General features: G+C 60.0%; 17 protein-coding genes. 11 read left to right on the top strand and 6 right to left on the bottom strand.

The window, feature by feature from the left end; genetic code table 11:
* Positions 1-15 precede the first annotated feature (15 nt).
* From AC3WMT_RS06070 to tldD, 5 genes are all read left to right on the top strand, one after another.
* A complete protein-coding gene (locus AC3WMT_RS06070) occupies positions 16-612 on the top strand; it encodes a Maf family protein (RefSeq protein ID WP_103303128.1) in 597 nt (198 codons plus the stop codon).
* A 57-nt stretch (positions 613-669) separates the two neighbouring features.
* A complete protein-coding gene (gene rng / locus AC3WMT_RS06065) occupies positions 670-2,127 on the top strand; it encodes a ribonuclease G (RefSeq protein WP_034154470.1) in 1,458 nt (485 codons plus the stop codon).
* Positions 2,128-2,202: 75 nt separating this feature from the next.
* Complete coding sequence (locus tag AC3WMT_RS06060; protein ID WP_103303127.1) at positions 2,203-6,009, top strand: YhdP family protein; 3,807 nt, start codon at positions 2,203-2,205, stop codon at positions 6,007-6,009.
* Between the two features lie 58 nt (positions 6,010-6,067).
* Entirely contained in the window at positions 6,068-6,928 is an 861-nt protein-coding gene (locus tag AC3WMT_RS06055) for a carbon-nitrogen hydrolase family protein (protein WP_103303126.1), read from the top strand.
* Positions 6,929-6,931: 3 nt separating this feature from the next.
* Positions 6,932-8,374 (top strand): metalloprotease TldD, encoded by a 1,443-nt coding sequence (gene tldD / locus AC3WMT_RS06050; RefSeq protein ID WP_034154473.1) that lies wholly within the window; start codon positions 6,932-6,934, stop codon positions 8,372-8,374.
* Positions 8,375-8,425: 51 nt separating this feature from the next.
* Here tldD and yjgA read toward each other — a convergent pair whose 3' ends face one another.
* Positions 8,426-8,950: a ribosome biogenesis factor YjgA gene (gene yjgA, locus AC3WMT_RS06045; RefSeq protein WP_007915377.1), complete on the bottom strand. Its 525-nt coding sequence runs from the start codon at positions 8,948-8,950 to the stop codon at positions 8,426-8,428.
* A gap of 109 nt (positions 8,951-9,059) precedes the next feature.
* Between yjgA and pmbA the strand changes: the two genes are divergently transcribed.
* The 6 genes from pmbA (at position 9,060) to AC3WMT_RS06015 (ending at position 14,427) form a co-directional block, all read left to right on the top strand.
* A complete protein-coding gene (gene pmbA, locus AC3WMT_RS06040) occupies positions 9,060-10,406 on the top strand; it encodes a metalloprotease PmbA (RefSeq protein ID WP_103303125.1) in 1,347 nt (448 codons plus the stop codon).
* Between the two features lie 251 nt (positions 10,407-10,657).
* Complete coding sequence (locus tag AC3WMT_RS06035; protein WP_103303124.1) at positions 10,658-11,065, top strand: FagA protein; 408 nt, start codon at positions 10,658-10,660, stop codon at positions 11,063-11,065.
* Complete coding sequence (locus AC3WMT_RS06030; protein ID WP_103303123.1) at positions 11,046-12,422, top strand: class II fumarate hydratase; 1,377 nt, start codon at positions 11,046-11,048, stop codon at positions 12,420-12,422. The genes AC3WMT_RS06035 and AC3WMT_RS06030 overlap by 20 nt, the downstream gene beginning before the upstream one ends.
* 27 nt (positions 12,423-12,449) lie before the next feature.
* Positions 12,450-12,890, top strand: coding sequence for a DUF2753 family protein (locus AC3WMT_RS06025; protein WP_007953590.1), 441 nt, complete (start codon positions 12,450-12,452; stop codon positions 12,888-12,890).
* A 1-nt stretch (position 12,891) separates the two neighbouring features.
* On the top strand, positions 12,892-13,503 hold the full coding sequence (locus AC3WMT_RS06020) for a superoxide dismutase (RefSeq protein ID WP_103303122.1): 612 nt from the start codon (positions 12,892-12,894) through the stop codon (positions 13,501-13,503).
* Positions 13,504-13,533: 30 nt separating this feature from the next.
* On the top strand, positions 13,534-14,427 hold the full coding sequence (locus AC3WMT_RS06015; protein ID WP_103303121.1) for a ZIP family metal transporter: 894 nt from the start codon (positions 13,534-13,536) through the stop codon (positions 14,425-14,427).
* Positions 14,428-14,469: 42 nt separating this feature from the next.
* On the opposite strand, the gene AC3WMT_RS06010 is transcribed toward AC3WMT_RS06015, so the two are convergent.
* The 5 genes from AC3WMT_RS06010 to AC3WMT_RS05990 all read right to left on the bottom strand — a co-directional run bounded on the left by AC3WMT_RS06010 (position 14,470) and on the right by AC3WMT_RS05990 (position 17,972).
* Positions 14,470-14,745 (bottom strand): HPr family phosphocarrier protein, encoded by a 276-nt coding sequence (locus AC3WMT_RS06010; RefSeq protein ID WP_008085079.1) that lies wholly within the window; start codon positions 14,743-14,745, stop codon positions 14,470-14,472.
* 15 nt (positions 14,746-14,760) lie between these two features.
* The gene (rapZ, locus tag AC3WMT_RS06005) at positions 14,761-15,618 is read right to left on the bottom strand and encodes an RNase adapter RapZ (RefSeq protein WP_103303120.1); all 858 of its coding nucleotides are present in this window, start codon (positions 15,616-15,618) and stop codon (positions 14,761-14,763) included.
* Between the two features lie 2 nt (positions 15,619-15,620).
* Positions 15,621-16,085, bottom strand: coding sequence for a PTS IIA-like nitrogen regulatory protein PtsN (gene ptsN, locus AC3WMT_RS06000; RefSeq protein WP_103303119.1), 465 nt, complete (start codon positions 16,083-16,085; stop codon positions 15,621-15,623).
* 11 nt (positions 16,086-16,096) lie between these two features.
* Positions 16,097-16,405, bottom strand: a complete 309-nt coding sequence (hpf, locus tag AC3WMT_RS05995) for a ribosome hibernation-promoting factor, HPF/YfiA family (RefSeq protein WP_008085073.1) — start codon at positions 16,403-16,405, stop codon at positions 16,097-16,099.
* A 73-nt stretch (positions 16,406-16,478) separates the two neighbouring features.
* Entirely contained in the window at positions 16,479-17,972 is a 1,494-nt protein-coding gene (locus AC3WMT_RS05990) for an RNA polymerase factor sigma-54 (RefSeq protein ID WP_103303118.1), read from the bottom strand.
* Positions 17,973-18,017: the final 45 nt, after the last annotated feature.

Raw genomic sequence — 18,017 nt, 5'->3', positions numbered from 1 at the left:
CAGGGAGATGTTTTGATGAAGCCGCTTTACCTCGCCTCTGGATCGCCGCGTCGCCGTGAGTTGCTCACGCAGATCGGCGTGGCTTTTTCCGCCATCAGCGCGGACATCGATGAAACCCCACTTCCTGAAGAATCGCCATCGGCCTATGTCGAACGCCTCGCGCGCGGAAAGGCCGAGGCCGGGCGACGCACGATCGTGTCCGACCAGGCATTCTGTGTGCTGGGCGCCGACACGGCGGTGGTGCTCGAAGGCAAAATTCTTGGCAAACCGGTGGACGAAGCCGATGCATGCGCCATGCTGATGATGTTGTCCGGCAAGGAGCATGAAGTGCTGACCGCGATTGCCGTGCTCGAGGGCGAGCGCTGCGAATCACGGGTAGTGCGCAGTCTGGTGCGGTTCCGCCCGATCAGCCGTGAAGAAGCGGCAGCCTATTGGGCCAGTGGCGAACCCCGGGACAAGGCCGGTGGCTATGGCATTCAGGGACTCGGCGCGGTGTTTGTCGCGGGCCTCAATGGCAGCTATTCGGCGGTGGTCGGCTTGCCTGTTTGCGAAACCGCAGAACTGTTGGGCCATTTCGGCATACCCTGTTGGCAAAACCTGAACGCGCAATAGGCGTCGTACGAACAAGATGCGGCCATTATCGTGAACATGCCTGAACGAGATCCTGCCATGAGTGAAGAGATTCTGATCAACATCACGCCGATGGAGTCGCGCGTGGCGGTGGTCGAAAACGGTGTGCTGCAAGAAGTCCATGTCGAGCGCACGCAAAAACGCGGGATCGTCGGCAACATCTATAAAGGCAAGATTGTCCGGGTGCTGCCGGGTATGCAGGCGGCGTTTGTCGACATCGGCCTTGATCGTGCGGCGTTCATTCACGCTGCCGAAATATCTCTGCGCGAAGGCCCGGCGGTGGAAAGCATCAGCGCGCTGGTGCACGAAGGTCAGAGTCTGGTAGTGCAAGTCACCAAGGATCCGATCGGTTCCAAAGGCGCACGGCTGACCACGCAGTTGTCGATCCCGTCGCGTTATCTGGTGTACATGCCGCGCACCGCCCACGTCGGCATTTCCCTGAAAATCGAAGACGAAGCCGAGCGCGAACGCCTCAAGCAGGTCGTCAGCGATTGCGTGGCCAAAGAAGGCATCAAAGAGGCCGGCGGCTTTATTCTGCGTACCGCTGCCGAGGGCGCGGGAGCCGATGAAATCCTCATGGACATCCGCTACCTGCGGCGCCTGTGGGATCAGATCAACGAACAGATCAAGACCATTTCGGCGCCGAGCGTGATCTATGAAGACCTCGGTCTGGCCCTGCGCACATTGCGCGACCTGGTCAATCCGAAAATCGAGAAGATCCGCATCGATTCCCGGGAAACCTTCCAGAAAACCACGCAGTTCGTCGCCGAACTGATGCCGGAAATCGCCGATCGTCTGGAGCACTACCCCGGCGAGCGACCGATTTTTGATCTGTATGGTGTCGAAGACGAAATCCAGAAAGCCCTGGAACGCAAGGTGCCGCTGAAATCCGGTGGCTACCTGGTGGTCGATCCGGCAGAAGCCATGACCACCATCGACGTCAATACCGGGGCGTTCGTCGGTCATCGCAATCTTGAAGAAACCATTTTCAAGACCAATCTCGAGGCGGCAACCGCGATTGCCCGGCAGATGCGCCTGCGCAATCTGGGCGGGATCATCATCATCGACTTCATCGACATGGAAGATGAGGAGCACCAGCGCCAGGTGCTGCGTACGCTGGAGAAACAGCTGGAACGCGATCACGCCAAGACCAACATCATCGGCATCACCGAGTTGGGCCTGGTGCAGATGACTCGCAAGCGTACCCGCGAAAGCCTTGAACAAGTGCTGTGCGAGCCGTGCAGCAGTTGCCAGGGGCGCGGCAAGCTGAAAACCGCAGAAACCATCTGTTACGAGATTTTCCGCGAGATCCTTCGCGAGGCCCGGGCCTATCAGGCGGAGGGTTATCGCGTGTTGGCGAACCAGAAAGTTGTCGACCGTTTGCTGGATGAAGAGTCCGGTAACGTTGCCGAGCTTGAAGGGTTTATCGGGCGCACCATACGCTTCCAGGTGGAAACCATGTATTCCCAGGAACAATATGACGTGGTGTTGCTCTGATCCCCTGCGTCATCCTTTTTCCACCGCGGCTGGCCTCAGCTTTTCGCAGTACTCATGCCATGGGAGCCAACTGACATGGACCGTCTGACACGCATTTTGGCCGCACTCACCCGCTGGGGGCTGGGCCTGTGCGCGTTGGTTCTGGTGTTGATGGCGTTGTACGTCAGTCTGGGGCGCGAGCTGACCCCGCTGGTGGCCGAATACCGCGCCGAAATTGAAGACAAGGCCAGTGCCGCCCTCGGCATGCCGTTGCAGATCGGTGAACTGGAAGGTAACTGGAGCGGTTTTGCACCGATCCTGCTGGCCCATGACGTCATGGTCGGTGATGGCGCCAATGCCTTGCGTCTGGATCGGGTGCGTGTCGTGCCGGATCTGTGGTCCAGCCTGTTGGCTCGTGAAGTACGCATTGCCCATCTGGAACTCAATGGCCTGAAAATCAGCCTCAAGGAAGCCGAGGATGGCAGTTGGGCGCTGGAGGGGCTGCCGGTGCAGAAGGACCAGCCGCTCGATCCGGAGCAGCTGTTCAATCGCTCGCAAATGATTCAGCAACTGTCGGTGCTCGACAGTCAGGTGACTTTGCAGCCGCTGGATCACCCGGCGATGACGCTCACTTATGTCGGCCTCAATCTGAAAACCGGTGCAAGTCGTCAACGTCTCGACGCGCGTTTGACCCTGCCCGACGGCCAACCCGTTGCGCTGAATCTGCGCACGCGAATTCGCCCCAAGCAGTGGCAGGACAGCTCAGTGGAGGGCTACGCCAGCCTGCCGCAAAGTGACTGGTCAAAGTGGCTGCCGGAACGCCTGACCCAACAATGGAATTTCTCCGAGATCAAGGCCGGCGGCGAGCTGTGGGTGAACTGGTCTGACGGTGCGCTGCAAAGCGCGGCGCTGCGCCTGAATGCACCGCAACTGACCGGCGCCTACGGCGAGCGCAAGCCGATCCAGATCAACAATCTGGCGCTCAACGCCTACTACGAGAACAGCGCCAATGGCGTGAAAGTCACCCTTGATTCGCTGGCGATGAACTTTGGCGACACCCGCTGGGAGTCGCGAGTCCAGGTGCAGCAGACCCTCGCCACCGACAAGGCCGACGAACTCTGGCATTTGCAGGCGGATCGTCTCGATCTGACGCCGATTACGCCGCTGCTCAATGCATTGGGGCCGTTGCCGCAGGGGTTTGCCACAGCGGTCGAGCGTCTGAAGGTCACTGGCGGTTTGCGCAACGTGTTGCTGGACTTCCGTCCGAGCGCCACGGATGGCAGCAAATTCGGCTTCGCGGCCAACCTCGACAATGTCGGTTTCGATGCCTACCACGGCGCCCCGGCGGCACGAAATGTCAGCGGTAGCCTGACAGGCAATCTCGACGGCGGCGAGCTACGCATGGACAGCAAGGACTTCGTCCTGCACCTCGATCCGATCTTCGCCAAGCCATGGCAGTACATTCAGGCCAACGCCCGGTTGACCTGGAAACTCGATAAAGACGGCTTCACCCTGATCGCGCCGTATCTGAAAGTGCTGGGCGAGGAAGGCAAGATTGCCGGTGACTTCCTGATCCGCCTGCATTTCGACCACAGCCAGGAAGACTACATGGACCTGCGCGTCGGCCTGGTCGATGGCGACGGACGCTACACCGCCAAGTACTTGCCCCAGGTGTTGAGCCCGGCGCTGGATGAATGGTTGCGCACCGCCATCCTTCAGGGGGCCGTGGATCAGGGCTTCTTCCAATATCAGGGTTCGCTGAGCAAAAACGCCGGGGAAGCGGATCGCAGTATCAGTCTGTTCTTCAAGGTGCATGACGCCGAACTGGCCTTCCAGCCAGGCTGGCCGCACGTGAGCAAGGTCAGCGGCGATGTGTTCATCGAGGACAGCGGCGTACGGATTCTGGCCAGCAAGGGCCAATTGCTCGATACCCAGGTCAGCGATGTTTTCGTCAACATTCCCCATGTGCCGGCCGGGCAACATACGCATATGTATCTCGACGGCGGGTTTGCCGGCGGTCTCGGTGATGGCCTGAAAATTCTTCAGGATGCACCGATCGGCACGGGCGAAACCTTTGCCGGCTGGGAAGGCGCGGGTGATCTGCAAGGTAAACTGAAACTGGACATCCCGCTGGACAAGGGCGGTGACCAGCCGAAGATCGTTGTCGACTTCAAGACCGCCAATGCGCGGCTGAAACTGGCCGAGCCGAAACTGGAATTGACCCAGCTCAAAGGTGATTTCCGCTTCGACAGTGCCAAGGGCCTGAGCGGGCAGAACATCGCTGCCCGAGCATTCGACAAACCGGTCACCGCGCAAATCTTCGCTGACGGCAGCGCTAACAAACTCAAGACCCGAGTGGCGGCATCGGGCCAGGTCGAAGTGAAGAAACTCACCGACTGGCTCGGCGTGACCCAGCCGCTGCCGGTGTCCGGGACGATTCCCTACCAGTTGCAGTTGAACCTGGACGGCGCCGACAGTCAGTTGATGGTCAGTTCCAGCATGAAAGGGGTGGCTGTCGATCTGCCGGCGCCGTTCGGCATGGCGGCGGATGTCGGGCGCGACACGATATTTCGCATGACCCTGCAGGGACAGGAGCGGCGTTACTGGGTCAATTACGATCAACTGGCAAATTTCACCTTCGCGGCGCCGCCAAGCAATTTCGCCGACGGTCGTGGTGAGTTGTTCCTCGGTGCCGGTGAAGCCGTGTTGCCTGGCAACAAAGGCTTGCGCATTCGTGGTGTGTTGTCGGAACTGGACGTCGCGCCGTGGCAGGCTCTGGTCAACAAATATGCCGGACAGGACCCGGGCGGCAGTGCCAAGCAATTGTTGAGCAGTGCCGACTTCAAGGTCGGCAAACTCACCGCATTCGGCACCACGCTGGATCAGGCTTCGGTCCAGTTGAATCGCAAACCGGGGGCGTGGAATCTAGCGCTCGATAGCCAGCAGGCCAAAGGTACGGCCAGCCTGCCGGACGCGAAGAACGCGCCGATTGTGGTGAATCTGCAATCCGTGCGACTGCCGGCGCCGGATCCGACGGTGCAGGCCGACGAGAATTCGCCTGACCCGTTGGTGTCGGTCGATCCGACAAAAATCCCGGCGCTGGATATCACCATCAACCAGTTGTTCCTGGGGCAGGATCTGGTCGGTGGCTGGTCACTCAAGGTCCGGCCGACCGCCAAAGGCATTGCCCTGAACAACCTCGATATGGGCCTCAAAGGCATCCTGTTGCAGGGCAACGGCGGCTGGGAAGGCGCGCCGGGTGCGACCAATAGCTGGTTCAAAGGGCGGATTGGCGGCAAGAACCTCGCCGATGTGCTCAAGGGTTGGGGCTTTGCGCCGAGCGTGACCAGCGAAGAATTCCATATGGACGTCGATGGCCGCTGGCCGGGCTCGCCGGCATGGCTGGCGACCAAGCGCTTCTCCGGGACCCTCGATGCCTCGCTGAGCAAAGGCCAGTTTGTTGAGGTGGAAGGTGGAGCGCAGGCATTGCGGGTGTTTGGTCTGCTCAACTTCAATTCCATCGGCCGCCGGTTGCGCCTGGACTTCTCCGATCTGTTTGGCAAAGGCTTGAGCTACGACCGGGTCAAAGGTTTGCTGGTGGCCAACAACGGCGTTTACGTCACGCGCGAACCAATCCGCCTGACCGGGCCGTCGAGCAATCTGGAACTGGACGGCACACTGGACCTGGTCGGCGATCAGGTCGACGCCAAATTGCTGGTGACATTGCCGGTGACCAACAACCTGCCGATTGCTGCGCTGATTGTTGGCGCTCCGGCGGTAGGCGGCGCGTTGTTCCTGATCGACAAGCTGATCGGTGACCGTGTGGCGCGCTTCGCCAGTGTGAAATACACCGTCAAAGGCCCATGGAAAGAGCCGAAAATCACCTTCGACAAGCCTTTTTGAACAGCCAGCCCCTGAACCGATGGAGTAGCATGGCCGCATATCTCTTGCGGAGTTCGCTATGTCTTTAGCGGTGATTCAAATGGTCAGCCAGAGCGATGTGCTGGCCAATCTGGCTCAGGCCCGGCGCCTGCTTGAACAAGCGGCAGCGAGCGGCGCGAAGCTGGCCGTGTTGCCGGAAAACTTCGCCGCCATGGGTCGTCGCGACATCGCCGCCATCGGCCGTGCCGAGGCCCTTGGCGAAGGCCCGATCCTGCCATGGTTGAAACAGACCGCCCGCGACCTCAGGTTATGGATAGTCGCCGGCACATTGCCGTTGCCGCCGGTCGATCAACCCGACGCCAAGTCGCACGCCTGTTCGCTGCTGGTCAACGATCAGGGCGAAACCGTTGCGCGATATGACAAGCTGCACTTGTTCGATGTCGATGTAGCGGACAATCGCGGCCGTTACCGCGAATCCGATGACTATGCTTATGGCAGTGGTGTGGTCGTGGCGGACACCCCGGTGGGCAAAGTCGGTCTGACCGTGTGTTATGACCTGCGCTTTCCGGAGCTGTATAGCGAATTGCGCGCTGCCGGTGCCGAGTTGATTACCGCTCCGTCGGCGTTTACCGCGGTAACGGGCGCGGCGCATTGGGACGTACTGATCCGCGCGCGGGCCATCGAGACTCAGTGTTATGTGTTGGCGGCAGCACAGGGCGGCACCCATCCGGGACCGCGAGAAACCTTCGGGCATGCGGCGATCGTCGACCCGTGGGGGCGCGTGCTGGCGCATCAGGATCAAGGCGAAGCGGTGTTGTTGGCCGAACGCGATAGCGATGAACAAGCGTCCATCAGGGCGCGGATGCCGGTGACGAGTCATCGGCGGTTTTTCTCGCAGGGCGCACAGCGACCTGCCTCAGAACATGAATTTAAGGCCTAAACCATGAGCGAGTTGTTGTCCTCAGTCAGTGATCACCTTTTGGCGCCCGGCGGCGTGACGATCGAGAGCCTGCAAGGCGTGCTCGGCGATCTGGCGGGCCCGGGCATCGATGCCGCCGACTTGTATTTCCAAGGCCAGATCTCCGAGTCCTGGGCGTTGGAAGACGGCATCGTCAAGGAAGGCAGCTTCAACCTCGACCAGGGTGTCGGTGTGCGTGCTCAGTCCGGTGAAAAAACCGGTTTTGCCTACAGTAATGCGATCACCCTCGAAGCCTTGGGCGCCGCGGCGCGTGCGGCGCGTTCAATCTCCCGGGCCGGGCAGAACGGCACCGTGCAGGCGTTCACCACTCAGGACGTCGCGCAGTTGTACGCGCCGGACAACCCGCTGGAAGTGCTGAGCCGTGCCGAGAAAGTCGAACTGCTCAAGCGCATCGACGTCGCCACTCGCGCACTTGATCCGCGTATTCAGCAGGTTAGCGTGAGCATGGCCGGCGTCTGGGAGCGAATTCTGGTGGCGTCCACCGACGGCGGCCTGGCGGCGGACGTGCGACCGCTGGTGCGCTTCAATGTCAGCGTCATCGTTGAACAGAATGGCCGTCGCGAGCGCGGCGGGCATGGCGGCGGCGGGCGTACCGATTACCGTTATTTCCTCGCCGAAGACCGTGCCATGGGCTACGCCCGTGAAGCGTTGCGTCAGGCGCTGGTGAACCTCGAAGCGATTCCGGCACCTGCCGGTACCTTGCCGGTGGTGTTGGGTTCAGGCTGGTCGGGCGTGCTGCTGCACGAAGCGGTCGGTCATGGTCTGGAAGGCGACTTCAACCGCAAGGGCAGTTCGGCCTACAGCGGGCGCATGGGCGAAATGGTTGCCTCGAAGCTTTGCACCATCGTCGATGACGGCACCCTTAGTGGTCGTCGCGGCTCGCTGAGTGTCGACGACGAAGGCACGCCGACCGAGTGCACCACGCTGATTGAAAACGGCGTCCTCAAGGGTTACATGCAGGACAAGCTCAACGCGCGTCTGATGGGCGTGGCCCGTACCGGTAACGGTCGCCGTGAATCCTACGCGCATCTGCCGATGCCGCGCATGACCAACACCTACATGCTGGGTGGCGAAAGCGATCCGGCGGAAATCATCGCTTCGGTGAAGAAGGGCATCTACTGCGCCAACCTTGGTGGCGGTCAGGTCGACATCACCAGCGGCAAGTTCGTGTTCTCCACCAGCGAGGCGTACCTGATCGAAGATGGCAAGATCACTGCGCCGGTCAAAGGCGCGACGTTGATCGGCAACGGCCCCGAGGCGATGAGCCGGGTGTCGATGGTTGGTAACGATCTGGCGCTGGACAGCGGCGTGGGCACGTGTGGCAAGGATGGGCAGTCGGTACCGGTGGGTGTTGGCCAGCCGACGCTGAAAATCGATGCGATCACCGTGGGTGGCACGGGCGCATAAGGAAAGGTGAAACTGCGGGTGGCGCACAGGGCGACCACCCGGTGACGAATATCAACGCAGTCCGCGTTGAGTCTCGTCCAGTTCACGGATGTACTTGAAGATCTTGCGGCTGGAAGCAGGAGGTTTGTTTTGCGCAACCTCATGCTGAGCCTGACGGATCAGGGAACGCAGTTGCTGGCGATCGGCGTCCGGGTACTCGACGACGAATTTTTCCAGCACGGCATCGTCGCCTGCGATCAGGCGATCACGCCAGCGTTCGAGATTGTGGAAACGCTCGTTGTACTGACGAGTCGAGGCATCGAGTTGATCGAGCAACGTGAGAATCGCGTCAGTGTCCTGATCGCGCATCAGTTTGCCGATGAACTGCAAGTGCCGTTTACGCGCGATGTTCGCGGTGTGCTTGGGCGCATCGGCCAGGGCCCGGCGCATAGCGTCGGTCAACGGCAGTTTAGCGATCAAGTCGGGCTTGAGTGTGGTCAGGCGCTCGCCGAGGTCAACCAGAGCATGCAGCTCGCGTTTGACCTGAGATTTGCTTTTTTCTCCCGTATCGAGGGAGTCGTCGTAAGAATCAACCATGGGTGGCAGTCCGCAAAGAAACGCCGCCATGATAACCAGTCGGGGGCCGCTTGTCCGGCCCGGTCGCTCGATGACCCCAGCCGAAAGCAGAATTTGAGTGGAGATGAGCATGAGTGCAGTTGAAAGCGTCGGCCCGCAGGCATTGCCGGCACTGCAGGAACAGGTCGAGCAGATCATCGCCGAAGCCAAGCGTCAGGGCGCCAGTGCCTGCGAAGTCGCGGTGTCGCTGGAGCAGGGCCTGTCGACTTCGGTGCGCCAGCGCGAAGTCGAAACGGTCGAATTCAACCGTGATCAGGGTTTTGGCATCACGCTGTATGTCGGTCAGCGAAAGGGTTCTGCGAGCACCTCGGCTACTGGCCCGGATGCCATTCGCGAAACAGTCGCCGCCGCACTGGCGATCGCCAAACACACGTCTGAAGACGAAGCCTCGGGCCTGGCCGATGCAGCGCTAATGGCCAGGGACCTGCAGGATTTCGATCTATTCCACGAATGGGACATCACCCCGGAGCAAGCCATCGAGAAGGCATTGCTCTGTGAAGCGGCGGCATTCGACGCCGATGCGCGGATCAAGAACGCCGATGGAACTACCCTCAGCACCCATCAGGGTTGCCGCGTGTATGGCAACAGCCACGGTTTCATTGGTGGGTATGCGTCGACCCGGCACAGCCTGAGCTGCGTGATGATCGCCGAGGCCGATGGCCAGATGCAGCGTGATTACTGGTATGACGTGAGTCGTCAGGGCACATTGCTCGCCGATCCGGTGAGCATTGGCCAGAAGGCCGCGCAACGAGCGGCGAGCCGCTTGGGCGCGCGCCCGGTGCCGACATGCGAGGTGCCGGTGCTGTTTTCCGCTGAGCTGGCGGGCGGATTGTTTGGCAGTTTCCTTTCGGCAGTGTCCGGAGGCAGTCTGTATCGCAAATCGTCGTTCCTGGAAGGCACGCTGGGGCAGAAGCTGTTCCCGGAATGGCTGACCATCGACGAGCGCCCACACTTGATGCGTGCAATGGGCAGCGCTTCGTACGACGGTGACGGCTTGGCGACTTATGCCAAACCGTTCGTCGAAAAGGGCGAGTTGGTTTCATACATTCTCGGCACTTACTCCGGCCGTAAGCTCGGTATGCCGAGCACTGCCAACGCCGGTGGCGTGCACAACCTGTTCGTCACCCATGGCGACGAAGATCAGACTGCACTGTTGAAGCGTATGGGCCGTGGCTTGTTGGTCACCGAATTGATGGGCCATGGCTTGAACATGGTTACCGGCGATTATTCGCGCGGGGCGGCGGGGTTCTGGGTCGAGAACGGTGAAATCCAGTTCGCGGTGCAGGAAGTGACCATCGCCGGCAACATGCGCGACATGTTCAAACAGATCGTCGCCGTGGGTAACGATCTTGAGCTGCGCAGCAACATTCGCACCGGTTCGGTGTTGATCGAGCGGATGACCGTCGCGGGCAGCTAAGCTTCGGATTTCGTTCAGCAAAAAGGCGCGCCATCTCATCGGATGGCGCGCCTTTTTCGTTGGTGTCACACAAAACCCTGTGGGAGCGAGCCTGCTCGCGAAGGCGATTTAACTGCCAATCTCCATGGTGACTGACACGACGCCTTCGCGAGCAGGCTCGCTCCCACAATGAAATCTGCATGGCTCGGCACTCTTGTTTTGGTTCTCATTATCATCTAATAATAAATCTCATTACCGAATGAGCCCGGATCATGAGTTCTGCCTTGCACGAGCAGCCGTACCTCGAAAACTGGCGCTGGATGAGTCGCCAGATCCGTTGCGCGATGGATCCTGACGAACCGCGCCTGATCGAGCATTACCTCGCCGAAGGGCGGTATCTGGCCTGCTGTACGGCAACTTCCCCGTGGACCATCGCTGAAACCTCTTTCCGTCTGCTGCTCGACACCGCCACCGACATCGCCTTGCCGTGGCACTGGCGCAGCTTCTGTCTCGACCAAGCCTGGCGCCCATTGCGTGAAATGGAGCGTCTGTCCCTGTGCAAGTGCCGGCTCAAGCGCTGGCAGCGCTACACCTGGCAACTGGCGACCTGCGAGTTGCTTCCCTCGATTCCTCTTATTGAACTGGTGCAAGGATTTTCAGATGACCAAGACACGTATTGAGCGCGACAGCATGGGCGAACTGCAGGTGCCGGTGGACGCTCTCTACGGCGCGCAAACCCAGCGCGCAGTGGATAACTTCCCGATCAGCGGCAAGCCGATGCCGACCCAATTCATTCGTGCGCTGATTCTTGCTAAAGCGGCCGCCGCCCGGGCCAACGTCGAACTCAACCAGATCAGCGCCGCCCAGGGCAAAGCCATCAGCGACGCCGCCCAGGGCCTGCTCGAAGGCGACTTCATGCAGCATTTCCCGGTGGATATCTTCCAGACCGGTTCCGGCACCAGTTCCAACATGAACGCCAACGAAGTGATCGCCACCCTGGCCAGTCGCCTGCTCGACGAGCCAGTCAACGCCAACGATCACGTCAACTGCGGCCAAAGCAGCAACGACATCATCCCGACCACCATTCACGTCAGCGCGGCATTGGCCCTGCACGAGCAATTGCTGCCAGCGCTGCTGCACCTGGTGCAAGTCATCGAGCACAAAGCCGAGCAGGTGCATCATCACGTCAAAACCGGTCGCACCCACTTGATGGACGCGATGCCGGTGCGCATGAGTCAGGTGCTCAACGGCTGGGCGCAGCAACTCAAGGCCAACATCGGCCACTTGCAGGACCTGCTGCCAAGTCTGCAATCCCTGGCGCAGGGCGGCACGGCCGTCGGCACCGGCATCAATGCGCATCCTGAGTTCGCCGCACGTTTCAGCCGTCAACTCAGCCAATTGACCCACGTGCAATTCACTCAAGGCAAGGATCTGTTCGCCCTGATCGGCTCACAAGACACTGCCGTCGCCGTCTCTGGCCAGCTCAAGGCCATAGCCGTTTCGTTGATGAAAATCGCCAACGACCTGCGTTGGATGAACTCCGGCCCGCTCGCCGGTCTCGGTGAAATCGAATTGGAAGGCCTGCAACCGGGCTCGTCGATCATGCCGGGCAAGGTCAACCCGGTGATCCCGGAAGCCACTGCCATGGTTGCTGCGCAAGTGATCGGCAACGACTCGGTGATCACCATTGCCGGTCAGTCGGGCAATTTCGAGTTGAACGTAATGCTGCCGATCATCGCCCAGAACCTGTTGAGCAGCATCGAACTGCTGGCCAACTCCAGCCGTCTGCTTGGTGACAAGGCCATCGCGACATTCAAGGTCAACGAGTCGCGACTCAAGGAAGCGCTGTCGCGCAACCCGATTCTGGTCACCGCGCTCAACCCGATCATCGGCTACCAGAAAGCCGCGGAAATCGCCAAGCAGGCCTACAAACAAGGCCGCCCGGTGATTGACGTCGCCCTGGAACATACCGACCTGTCGCGCAGCCAACTGGAAGAGCTACTCAATCCCGAGAAGCTCACTGCCGGCGGCGTGTAAACCCCGCAACCGCTTTGGAGGCTCACCATGGAGCACTGGAAACGCACGATCGAACGGGCCAATCGCTGCTTCATGCTGGGCGAATTGATCGACGCCCGCGAGGCTTACCTGCAAGCCCTGGCCCTGGCGCAAGTGTTGTTCGAGCGCTGGGCGGATGCCGACGAAGCGGTGGCGGCCTGCGTCATCTCCCATCACAACCTGGCGGATCTGCACCTGCGCCTGAATCAGCCCGAGGAGAGCGCCGAGTATCTCTGCGCGATTCACCAACGGCTGTTGCAGACCATGCAGGACGAGCGCCTACGCCCGGCCCTGCGTGAGGCGGCGCTGCGCCAGAGCAGCAAGACCTACGTTGAATTACTGAACTTCATCAGCGAACACGGCGAATACCCGCGCACTCAGCGCCTGCTGCACCCGGATACCGGCAATGCGCGTCGCGCGCCTGCCCCACATCACCATGGAGTCCATTGAAATGGCTTTTACTTTGCCTGCCTTGCCTTACGCCTACGACGCCCTCGAACCGCATATCGATGCGCAGACCATGGAGATCCACTACACCAAGCATCACCAGACTTACATCAACAACCTCAACGCCGCCGTAGAAGGCACTGAATACGCCGAGTGGCCGGTGGAAAAACTGGTCTCCAGCGTGCAGCAGTTGCCGGAAAAACTCCGTGCGGCGGTGATCAATCAGGGCGGCGGTCATGCCAATCATTCGCTGTTCTGGGAAGTCATGGTGCCAAGCGGTGGCGGCAAGCCCGATGGCGCGCTGGCCAAGGCCATTGATGAACAACTGGGTGGTCTGGACAGTTTCAAAGAGGCCTTCACCAAAGCCGCGCTGACCCGTTTCGGCAGCGGTTGGGCCTGGCTCAGCGTGACCCCGCAGAAGAAACTGATCGTGGAAAGCAGCGGCAATCAGGACAGTCCACTGATGAACGGCAACACGCCAATTCTCGGTCTCGATGTCTGGGAGCACGCCTACTACCTGCGTTACCAGAACCGTCGTCCGGAATACATCAACGCCTTTTACAACGTGATCAATTGGCCTGAAGTGGCTGCGCGCTACAAAGCCGCACTGGTTTAAGTCTTCTATAAAAACAATCCAAGGCTGACTATGGGCACTGAAACACTGGCGATCGGAAGTGGGCGTATGTTTCGTTACGCGGTGGGCTTGCTCTTGCTGCTGGCGGGTATGACCTTGCTGGTCGCTCACGGGCTGGAATGGCTGGATCTGGAACCGAGGCTGTCGCGGGCGTTGCAAGGCGGGGCGATCTGCGCGCTCGGCACGGCGCTCGGCGCGGTCCCGGTACTGGTGATTCGGCGCATGCCCCAGGCGCTCAGCGATACATTGCTGGGTTTTGGCGCTGGCGTGATGTTGGCAGCGACGGCGTTTTCGCTGATCGTGCCGGGCATTGCCGCCGCTGAAAGCCTCGGCCTGACAGCGTGGGCCGCCAGCGGCTTGATCTGCTTCGGCATCATGCTCGGTGCGTTCGGGCTGTTTCTGGTCGACCGGCAATTGGCTGGTGCGTCTCCGGAGATGCTCGTGGGCACGGTCGAACGGCCGGTGATTCCGCCGCGGATCTGGCTGTTCGTGTTCGCCATCATTGCTCATAACATTCCGGAGGGCATGGCGGTCGGTGTCTCCGCTGGCGGCGGCATGCCGGATGCCGATAGTCTGGCCATGGGGATTGCCTTGCAGGATGTGCCGGAAGGTCTGGTGATTGCGCTGGTACTGGCTGGGGCGGGAATGTCGCGGGTCAAGGCGTTCTTGATCGGCGCGTCGTCGGGTCTGGTTGAGCCGGTTTTTGCCCTGCTGTGTGCGTGGCTGGTGAGCCTGGCGCAGGTGCTGTTGCCGTTAGGTCTGGCGCTGGCGGCCGGGGCAATGTTGCTGGTGGTGACCCACGAAGTGATCCCCGAGTCGCGACGCAATGGTCACGACAAACTGGCCAGTCTTGGCCTGTTGATCGGGTTTTGTCTGATGATGGTGATGGATACAGCGCTGGGTTGAGTTGAATTGTGGCGAGGGAGCAAGCTCCCTCGCCACAGGCGATCAGCCACCTTCGTCGAAGTAGTTGTTGATCAACGCCACCAGCGCATCCAGCGCTTCCTGTTCCTGATGCCCTTCGGTACTCAAGTAGATTTTGGTGCCTTTGCCAGCCGCCAACATCATCATCGCCATGATGCTTTTGCCATCAACCGTAGTCTCCGGCGTGCGGCCTACTCGGATCGTGCAATCGGGATACTGGCCGGCAACCCCGACAAACTTCGCCGACGCTCGGGCATGCAAACCCAGTTTATTGATGATTTCGATTTCCAGAGCAGGCATCGCGGTGTGAATCCTTTAAGTGAGGTCGCGGTGGCGAACCTGGACATTCTTCAGGGTTTTCTGCAGGGCCTGACCCAAGCGTTCGGTCAGGTAGACGGAGCGGTGATGCCCGCCGGTACAGCCAATGGCAATGGTGACGTAGGCGCGGTTACTCGCGGCGAAGCGTGGCAACCATTTGTGCAGATAGGTGAAGATGTCCTGGAACATTTCCTCCACCTCGGGCTGTGCTGCCAGATACTCGGCCACCGGCGCATCGAGACCCGATTGTGCACGCAACTCAGGTTTCCAGTAAGGATTGGGCAGGCAGCGCACATCGAACACCAGGTCCGCATCCACCGGCATGCCGCGCTTGAAGCCGAATGACTCGACCAGGAACGCGGTGCCCGGCTCCGGCTGATTCAGCAAACGCAGCTTGATGGTGTCGCGCAACTGGTACAGGTTCAGATGGGTGGTGTTGATTTTCAGGTCAGCGAGGTCGGCGATAGGGCCGAGCAGGGCGGTTTCATCCTGAATCGCCTCGGCCAGCGAGCGGTTGGCGTTGCTCAGTGGATGGCGACGGCGGGTTTCGGAAAAACGCTTGAGCAGCGTCTCCTCGTCAGCATCCAGATACAAGACATCGCACTGGATATGCTTGCTGCGGACATCTTCAAGCAGTTCCGGAAAACGGGTCAGATGGCTCGGCAGGTTACGCGCATCGATTGAAACGGCCACCAGCGGCTGCGCCAGTTCGGTGTGAATCAGCGCCCGTTCGGCCAGTTCTGGCAGCAGGCCAGCTGGCAGATTGTCGATGCAGTAGTAACCGTTGTCCTCAAGGACATCCAGGGCGGTACTTTTACCCGAGCCGGAACGGCCACTGACGATGATCAAGCGCATGATTACTGCCCGTTTTGCTCGTCCAGTACGACCTGGTACAAGGCTTCGTTGCTCGGAGCGCTGCGCAGCTTATCGCGCACGTCCTTGCGATCGAGCATGCTGGCGATCTGGCGCAGCAACTCCAGATGGGCATCGGTAGCCGCTTCCGGGACCAGCAGAACGAACAGCAGGTCAACCGGGGCGCCGTCGATGGCATCGAAATCGATAGGGGCTTCAAGGTGCATCAAGGCGCTGATTGGCGACTGGCAACCCTTGAGGCGGCAGTGAGGAATGGCGATGCCGTTGCCGAAACCGGTAGAGCCGAGTTTCTCACGGGCGATCAGGGCCTCGAAGACATCTTGCATCTCCAGATCCGGCACTTCGCGGGCGATCAGGTTGGCAATTTGTTCGAGGGCTTTCTTTTTACTGCCGCCCGGCACGTTCACCAGGGAACGGCCGGGGGTCAGGATACTTTCAAGTCGGATCATGGAATGGGGGGTTATCGACCGGTGGCGCCCTGGAGCAGGCTCTGGGTCTTTTCCTTATGCTTTTTGAGTTGTTTATCCAGCTTGTCGGTCAAGGCGTCGATCGCCGCGTACATATCGGTATGTTCCGCATTGGCGACCACTTCGCTGCCGGGTATATGCAAGGTGGCTTCGATTTTCTGCTTCAGCTTTTCGACGCACATCGTGACTTGCACGTTGGTGATCTTGTCGAAATGTCGTTCCAGTCGTTGGAGTTTTTCCTCGATGTAGGAACGCAGAGGTTGGGTCACTTCCAGTTGGTGTCCACTGATGTTGACTTGCATACAGCTTCTCCTTCGTTGCCAGTGCATAAAGCGGCAGGCTGGATAGCCTGCCACTGGAACGCTGTAACGTGGCTTACATCAACCGCTTGCGTTCGCTCGAAGGCGCGATCCCTAAGGACTCGCGGTACTTGGCGACGGTGCGGCGAGCCACCTGAATGCCTTGTGCCTCCAGTAAACCAGCGATCTTGCTGTCACTCAACGGCTTTTTCTGATTTTCCGCCGCAACCAGTTTTTTGATGATCGCGCGGATCGCCGTGGACGAGCATTCACCGCCTTCGGAGGTGCTGACGTGGCTGGAGAAAAAGTATTTCAGTTCATAAATACCGCGCGGGGTATGCATGAATTTCTGTGTGGTCACCCGGGAAATCGTCGATTCATGCATGCCGACCGCTTCGGCGATGTCATGCAGGACCAGCGGCTTCATGGCTTCGTCGCCGTATTCCAGGAAGCCGCGCTGATGCTCGACGATCTGGGTGGCCACTTTCATCAGGGTTTCGTTGCGGCTTTGCAGGCTTTTGATGAACCAGCGAGCTTCCTGCAACTGATTGCGCATGAAAGTGTTGTCGGCGCTGGTATCGGCGCGACGCACGAAACCGGCGTACTGGGCGTTTACCCGCAGGCGTGGCACTGACTCCTGATTCAGCTCGACCAGCCAGCGCTCGTTGTCCTTGCGCACGATGACGTCCGGGACGACATACTCGGCTTCAGTGGATTCGATCTGCGAGCCTGGACGCGGGTTGAGGCTCTGCACCAGTTCGATGACCTGACGCAGCTCGTCTTCCTTGAGCTTCATGCGGCGCATCAACTGGCTGTAATCACGGCTGCCGAGCAAGTCGATGTAGTCGGTGACCAGGCGCTTCGCTTCAGCCAGCCAAGGGGTCTTGGCCGATAGCTGACGCAGTTGCAGCAGCAGGCATTCACTGAGGTTGCGGGCGCCAATGCCTGCCGGTTCGAATTGCTGGATGCGGTGCAGGACGGCTTCGATCTCGTCCAGTTCGATGTCCAGTTCCGGATCGAACGCTTCAAGAATCTCCTCGAGGGTTTCGTCCAGGTAGCCCTGATTGTTGATGCAATCGATCAGGGTCACGGCGATCAGTCGATCGGTGTCGGACATCGGTGCGAGGTTCAATTGCCACAGCAGGTGACTTTGCAGACTTTCGCCAGCGGAGGTGCGGGTGGTGAAATCCCACTCGTCGTCATCGCTGGTTGGCAGGCTGCTGGCACTGGTCTGGTAAACGTCCTCCCAGGCCGTATCGACCGGAAGCTCGTTGGGGATACGCTCGCTCCAGTCGCCGTCCTCAAGGTTATCCACCGTTGGGGCGGTTTCCTGATAGGAGGGTTCCTGGATCTCGGTGTTGGGCTTCTGTTCGGCGTTGTCGGCCAGGGGATCGGAGTTGTCGAAGTCGTCGCCTTCTTCCTGGCGTTCGAGCATCGGATTGGATTCCAGGGCCTCCTGGATTTCCTGTTGCAGATCCAGGGTCGACAATTGGAGCAGGCGGATGGCCTGTTGCAGCTGCGGTGTCATCGTCAGCTGCTGGCCCATTCTCAAGACTAGCGATGGTTTCATGGCAGGGGCTTAACACCTTATTCGCCGGCGCTATGCGCCATCCAC

The organism is Pseudomonas sp. FW305-7 (assembly GCF_058786735.1).
This window is presented reverse-complemented; position numbering and strand designations above follow the sequence as displayed.

What these genes read in the sequence shown, in the direction of transcription:
- AC3WMT_RS06030 (WP_103303123.1), top strand. Translation starts at nt 11,046, where the DNA reads ATGACCAAGACACGTATTGAGCGCGACAGCATGGGCGAACTGCAGGTG.
- AC3WMT_RS06055 (WP_103303126.1), top strand. Translation starts at nt 6,068, where the DNA reads ATGTCTTTAGCGGTGATTCAAATGGTCAGCCAGAGCGATGTGCTGGCC.
- AC3WMT_RS06035 (WP_103303124.1), top strand. Translation starts at nt 10,658, where the DNA reads ATGAGTTCTGCCTTGCACGAGCAGCCGTACCTCGAAAACTGGCGCTGG.
- yjgA (WP_007915377.1), bottom strand. Translation starts at nt 8,950, where the DNA reads ATGGTTGATTCTTACGACGACTCCCTCGATACGGGAGAAAAAAGCAAA.
- pmbA (WP_103303125.1), top strand. Translation starts at nt 9,060, where the DNA reads ATGAGTGCAGTTGAAAGCGTCGGCCCGCAGGCATTGCCGGCACTGCAG.
- ptsN (WP_103303119.1), bottom strand. Translation starts at nt 16,085, where the DNA reads ATGATCCGACTTGAAAGTATCCTGACCCCCGGCCGTTCCCTGGTGAAC.
- AC3WMT_RS06025 (WP_007953590.1), top strand. Translation starts at nt 12,450, where the DNA reads ATGGAGCACTGGAAACGCACGATCGAACGGGCCAATCGCTGCTTCATG.
- rng (WP_034154470.1), top strand. Translation starts at nt 670, where the DNA reads ATGAGTGAAGAGATTCTGATCAACATCACGCCGATGGAGTCGCGCGTG.
- rapZ (WP_103303120.1), bottom strand. Translation starts at nt 15,618, where the DNA reads ATGCGCTTGATCATCGTCAGTGGCCGTTCCGGCTCGGGTAAAAGTACC.
- AC3WMT_RS06015 (WP_103303121.1), top strand. Translation starts at nt 13,534, where the DNA reads ATGGGCACTGAAACACTGGCGATCGGAAGTGGGCGTATGTTTCGTTAC.
- AC3WMT_RS06020 (WP_103303122.1), top strand. Translation starts at nt 12,892, where the DNA reads ATGGCTTTTACTTTGCCTGCCTTGCCTTACGCCTACGACGCCCTCGAA.
- AC3WMT_RS05990 (WP_103303118.1), bottom strand. Translation starts at nt 17,972, where the DNA reads ATGAAACCATCGCTAGTCTTGAGAATGGGCCAGCAGCTGACGATGACA.
- AC3WMT_RS06010 (WP_008085079.1), bottom strand. Translation starts at nt 14,745, where the DNA reads ATGCCTGCTCTGGAAATCGAAATCATCAATAAACTGGGTTTGCATGCC.
- AC3WMT_RS06060 (WP_103303127.1), top strand. Translation starts at nt 2,203, where the DNA reads ATGGACCGTCTGACACGCATTTTGGCCGCACTCACCCGCTGGGGGCTG.
- tldD (WP_034154473.1), top strand. Translation starts at nt 6,932, where the DNA reads ATGAGCGAGTTGTTGTCCTCAGTCAGTGATCACCTTTTGGCGCCCGGC.
- hpf (WP_008085073.1), bottom strand. Translation starts at nt 16,405, where the DNA reads ATGCAAGTCAACATCAGTGGACACCAACTGGAAGTGACCCAACCTCTG.
- AC3WMT_RS06070 (WP_103303128.1), top strand. Translation starts at nt 16, where the DNA reads ATGAAGCCGCTTTACCTCGCCTCTGGATCGCCGCGTCGCCGTGAGTTG.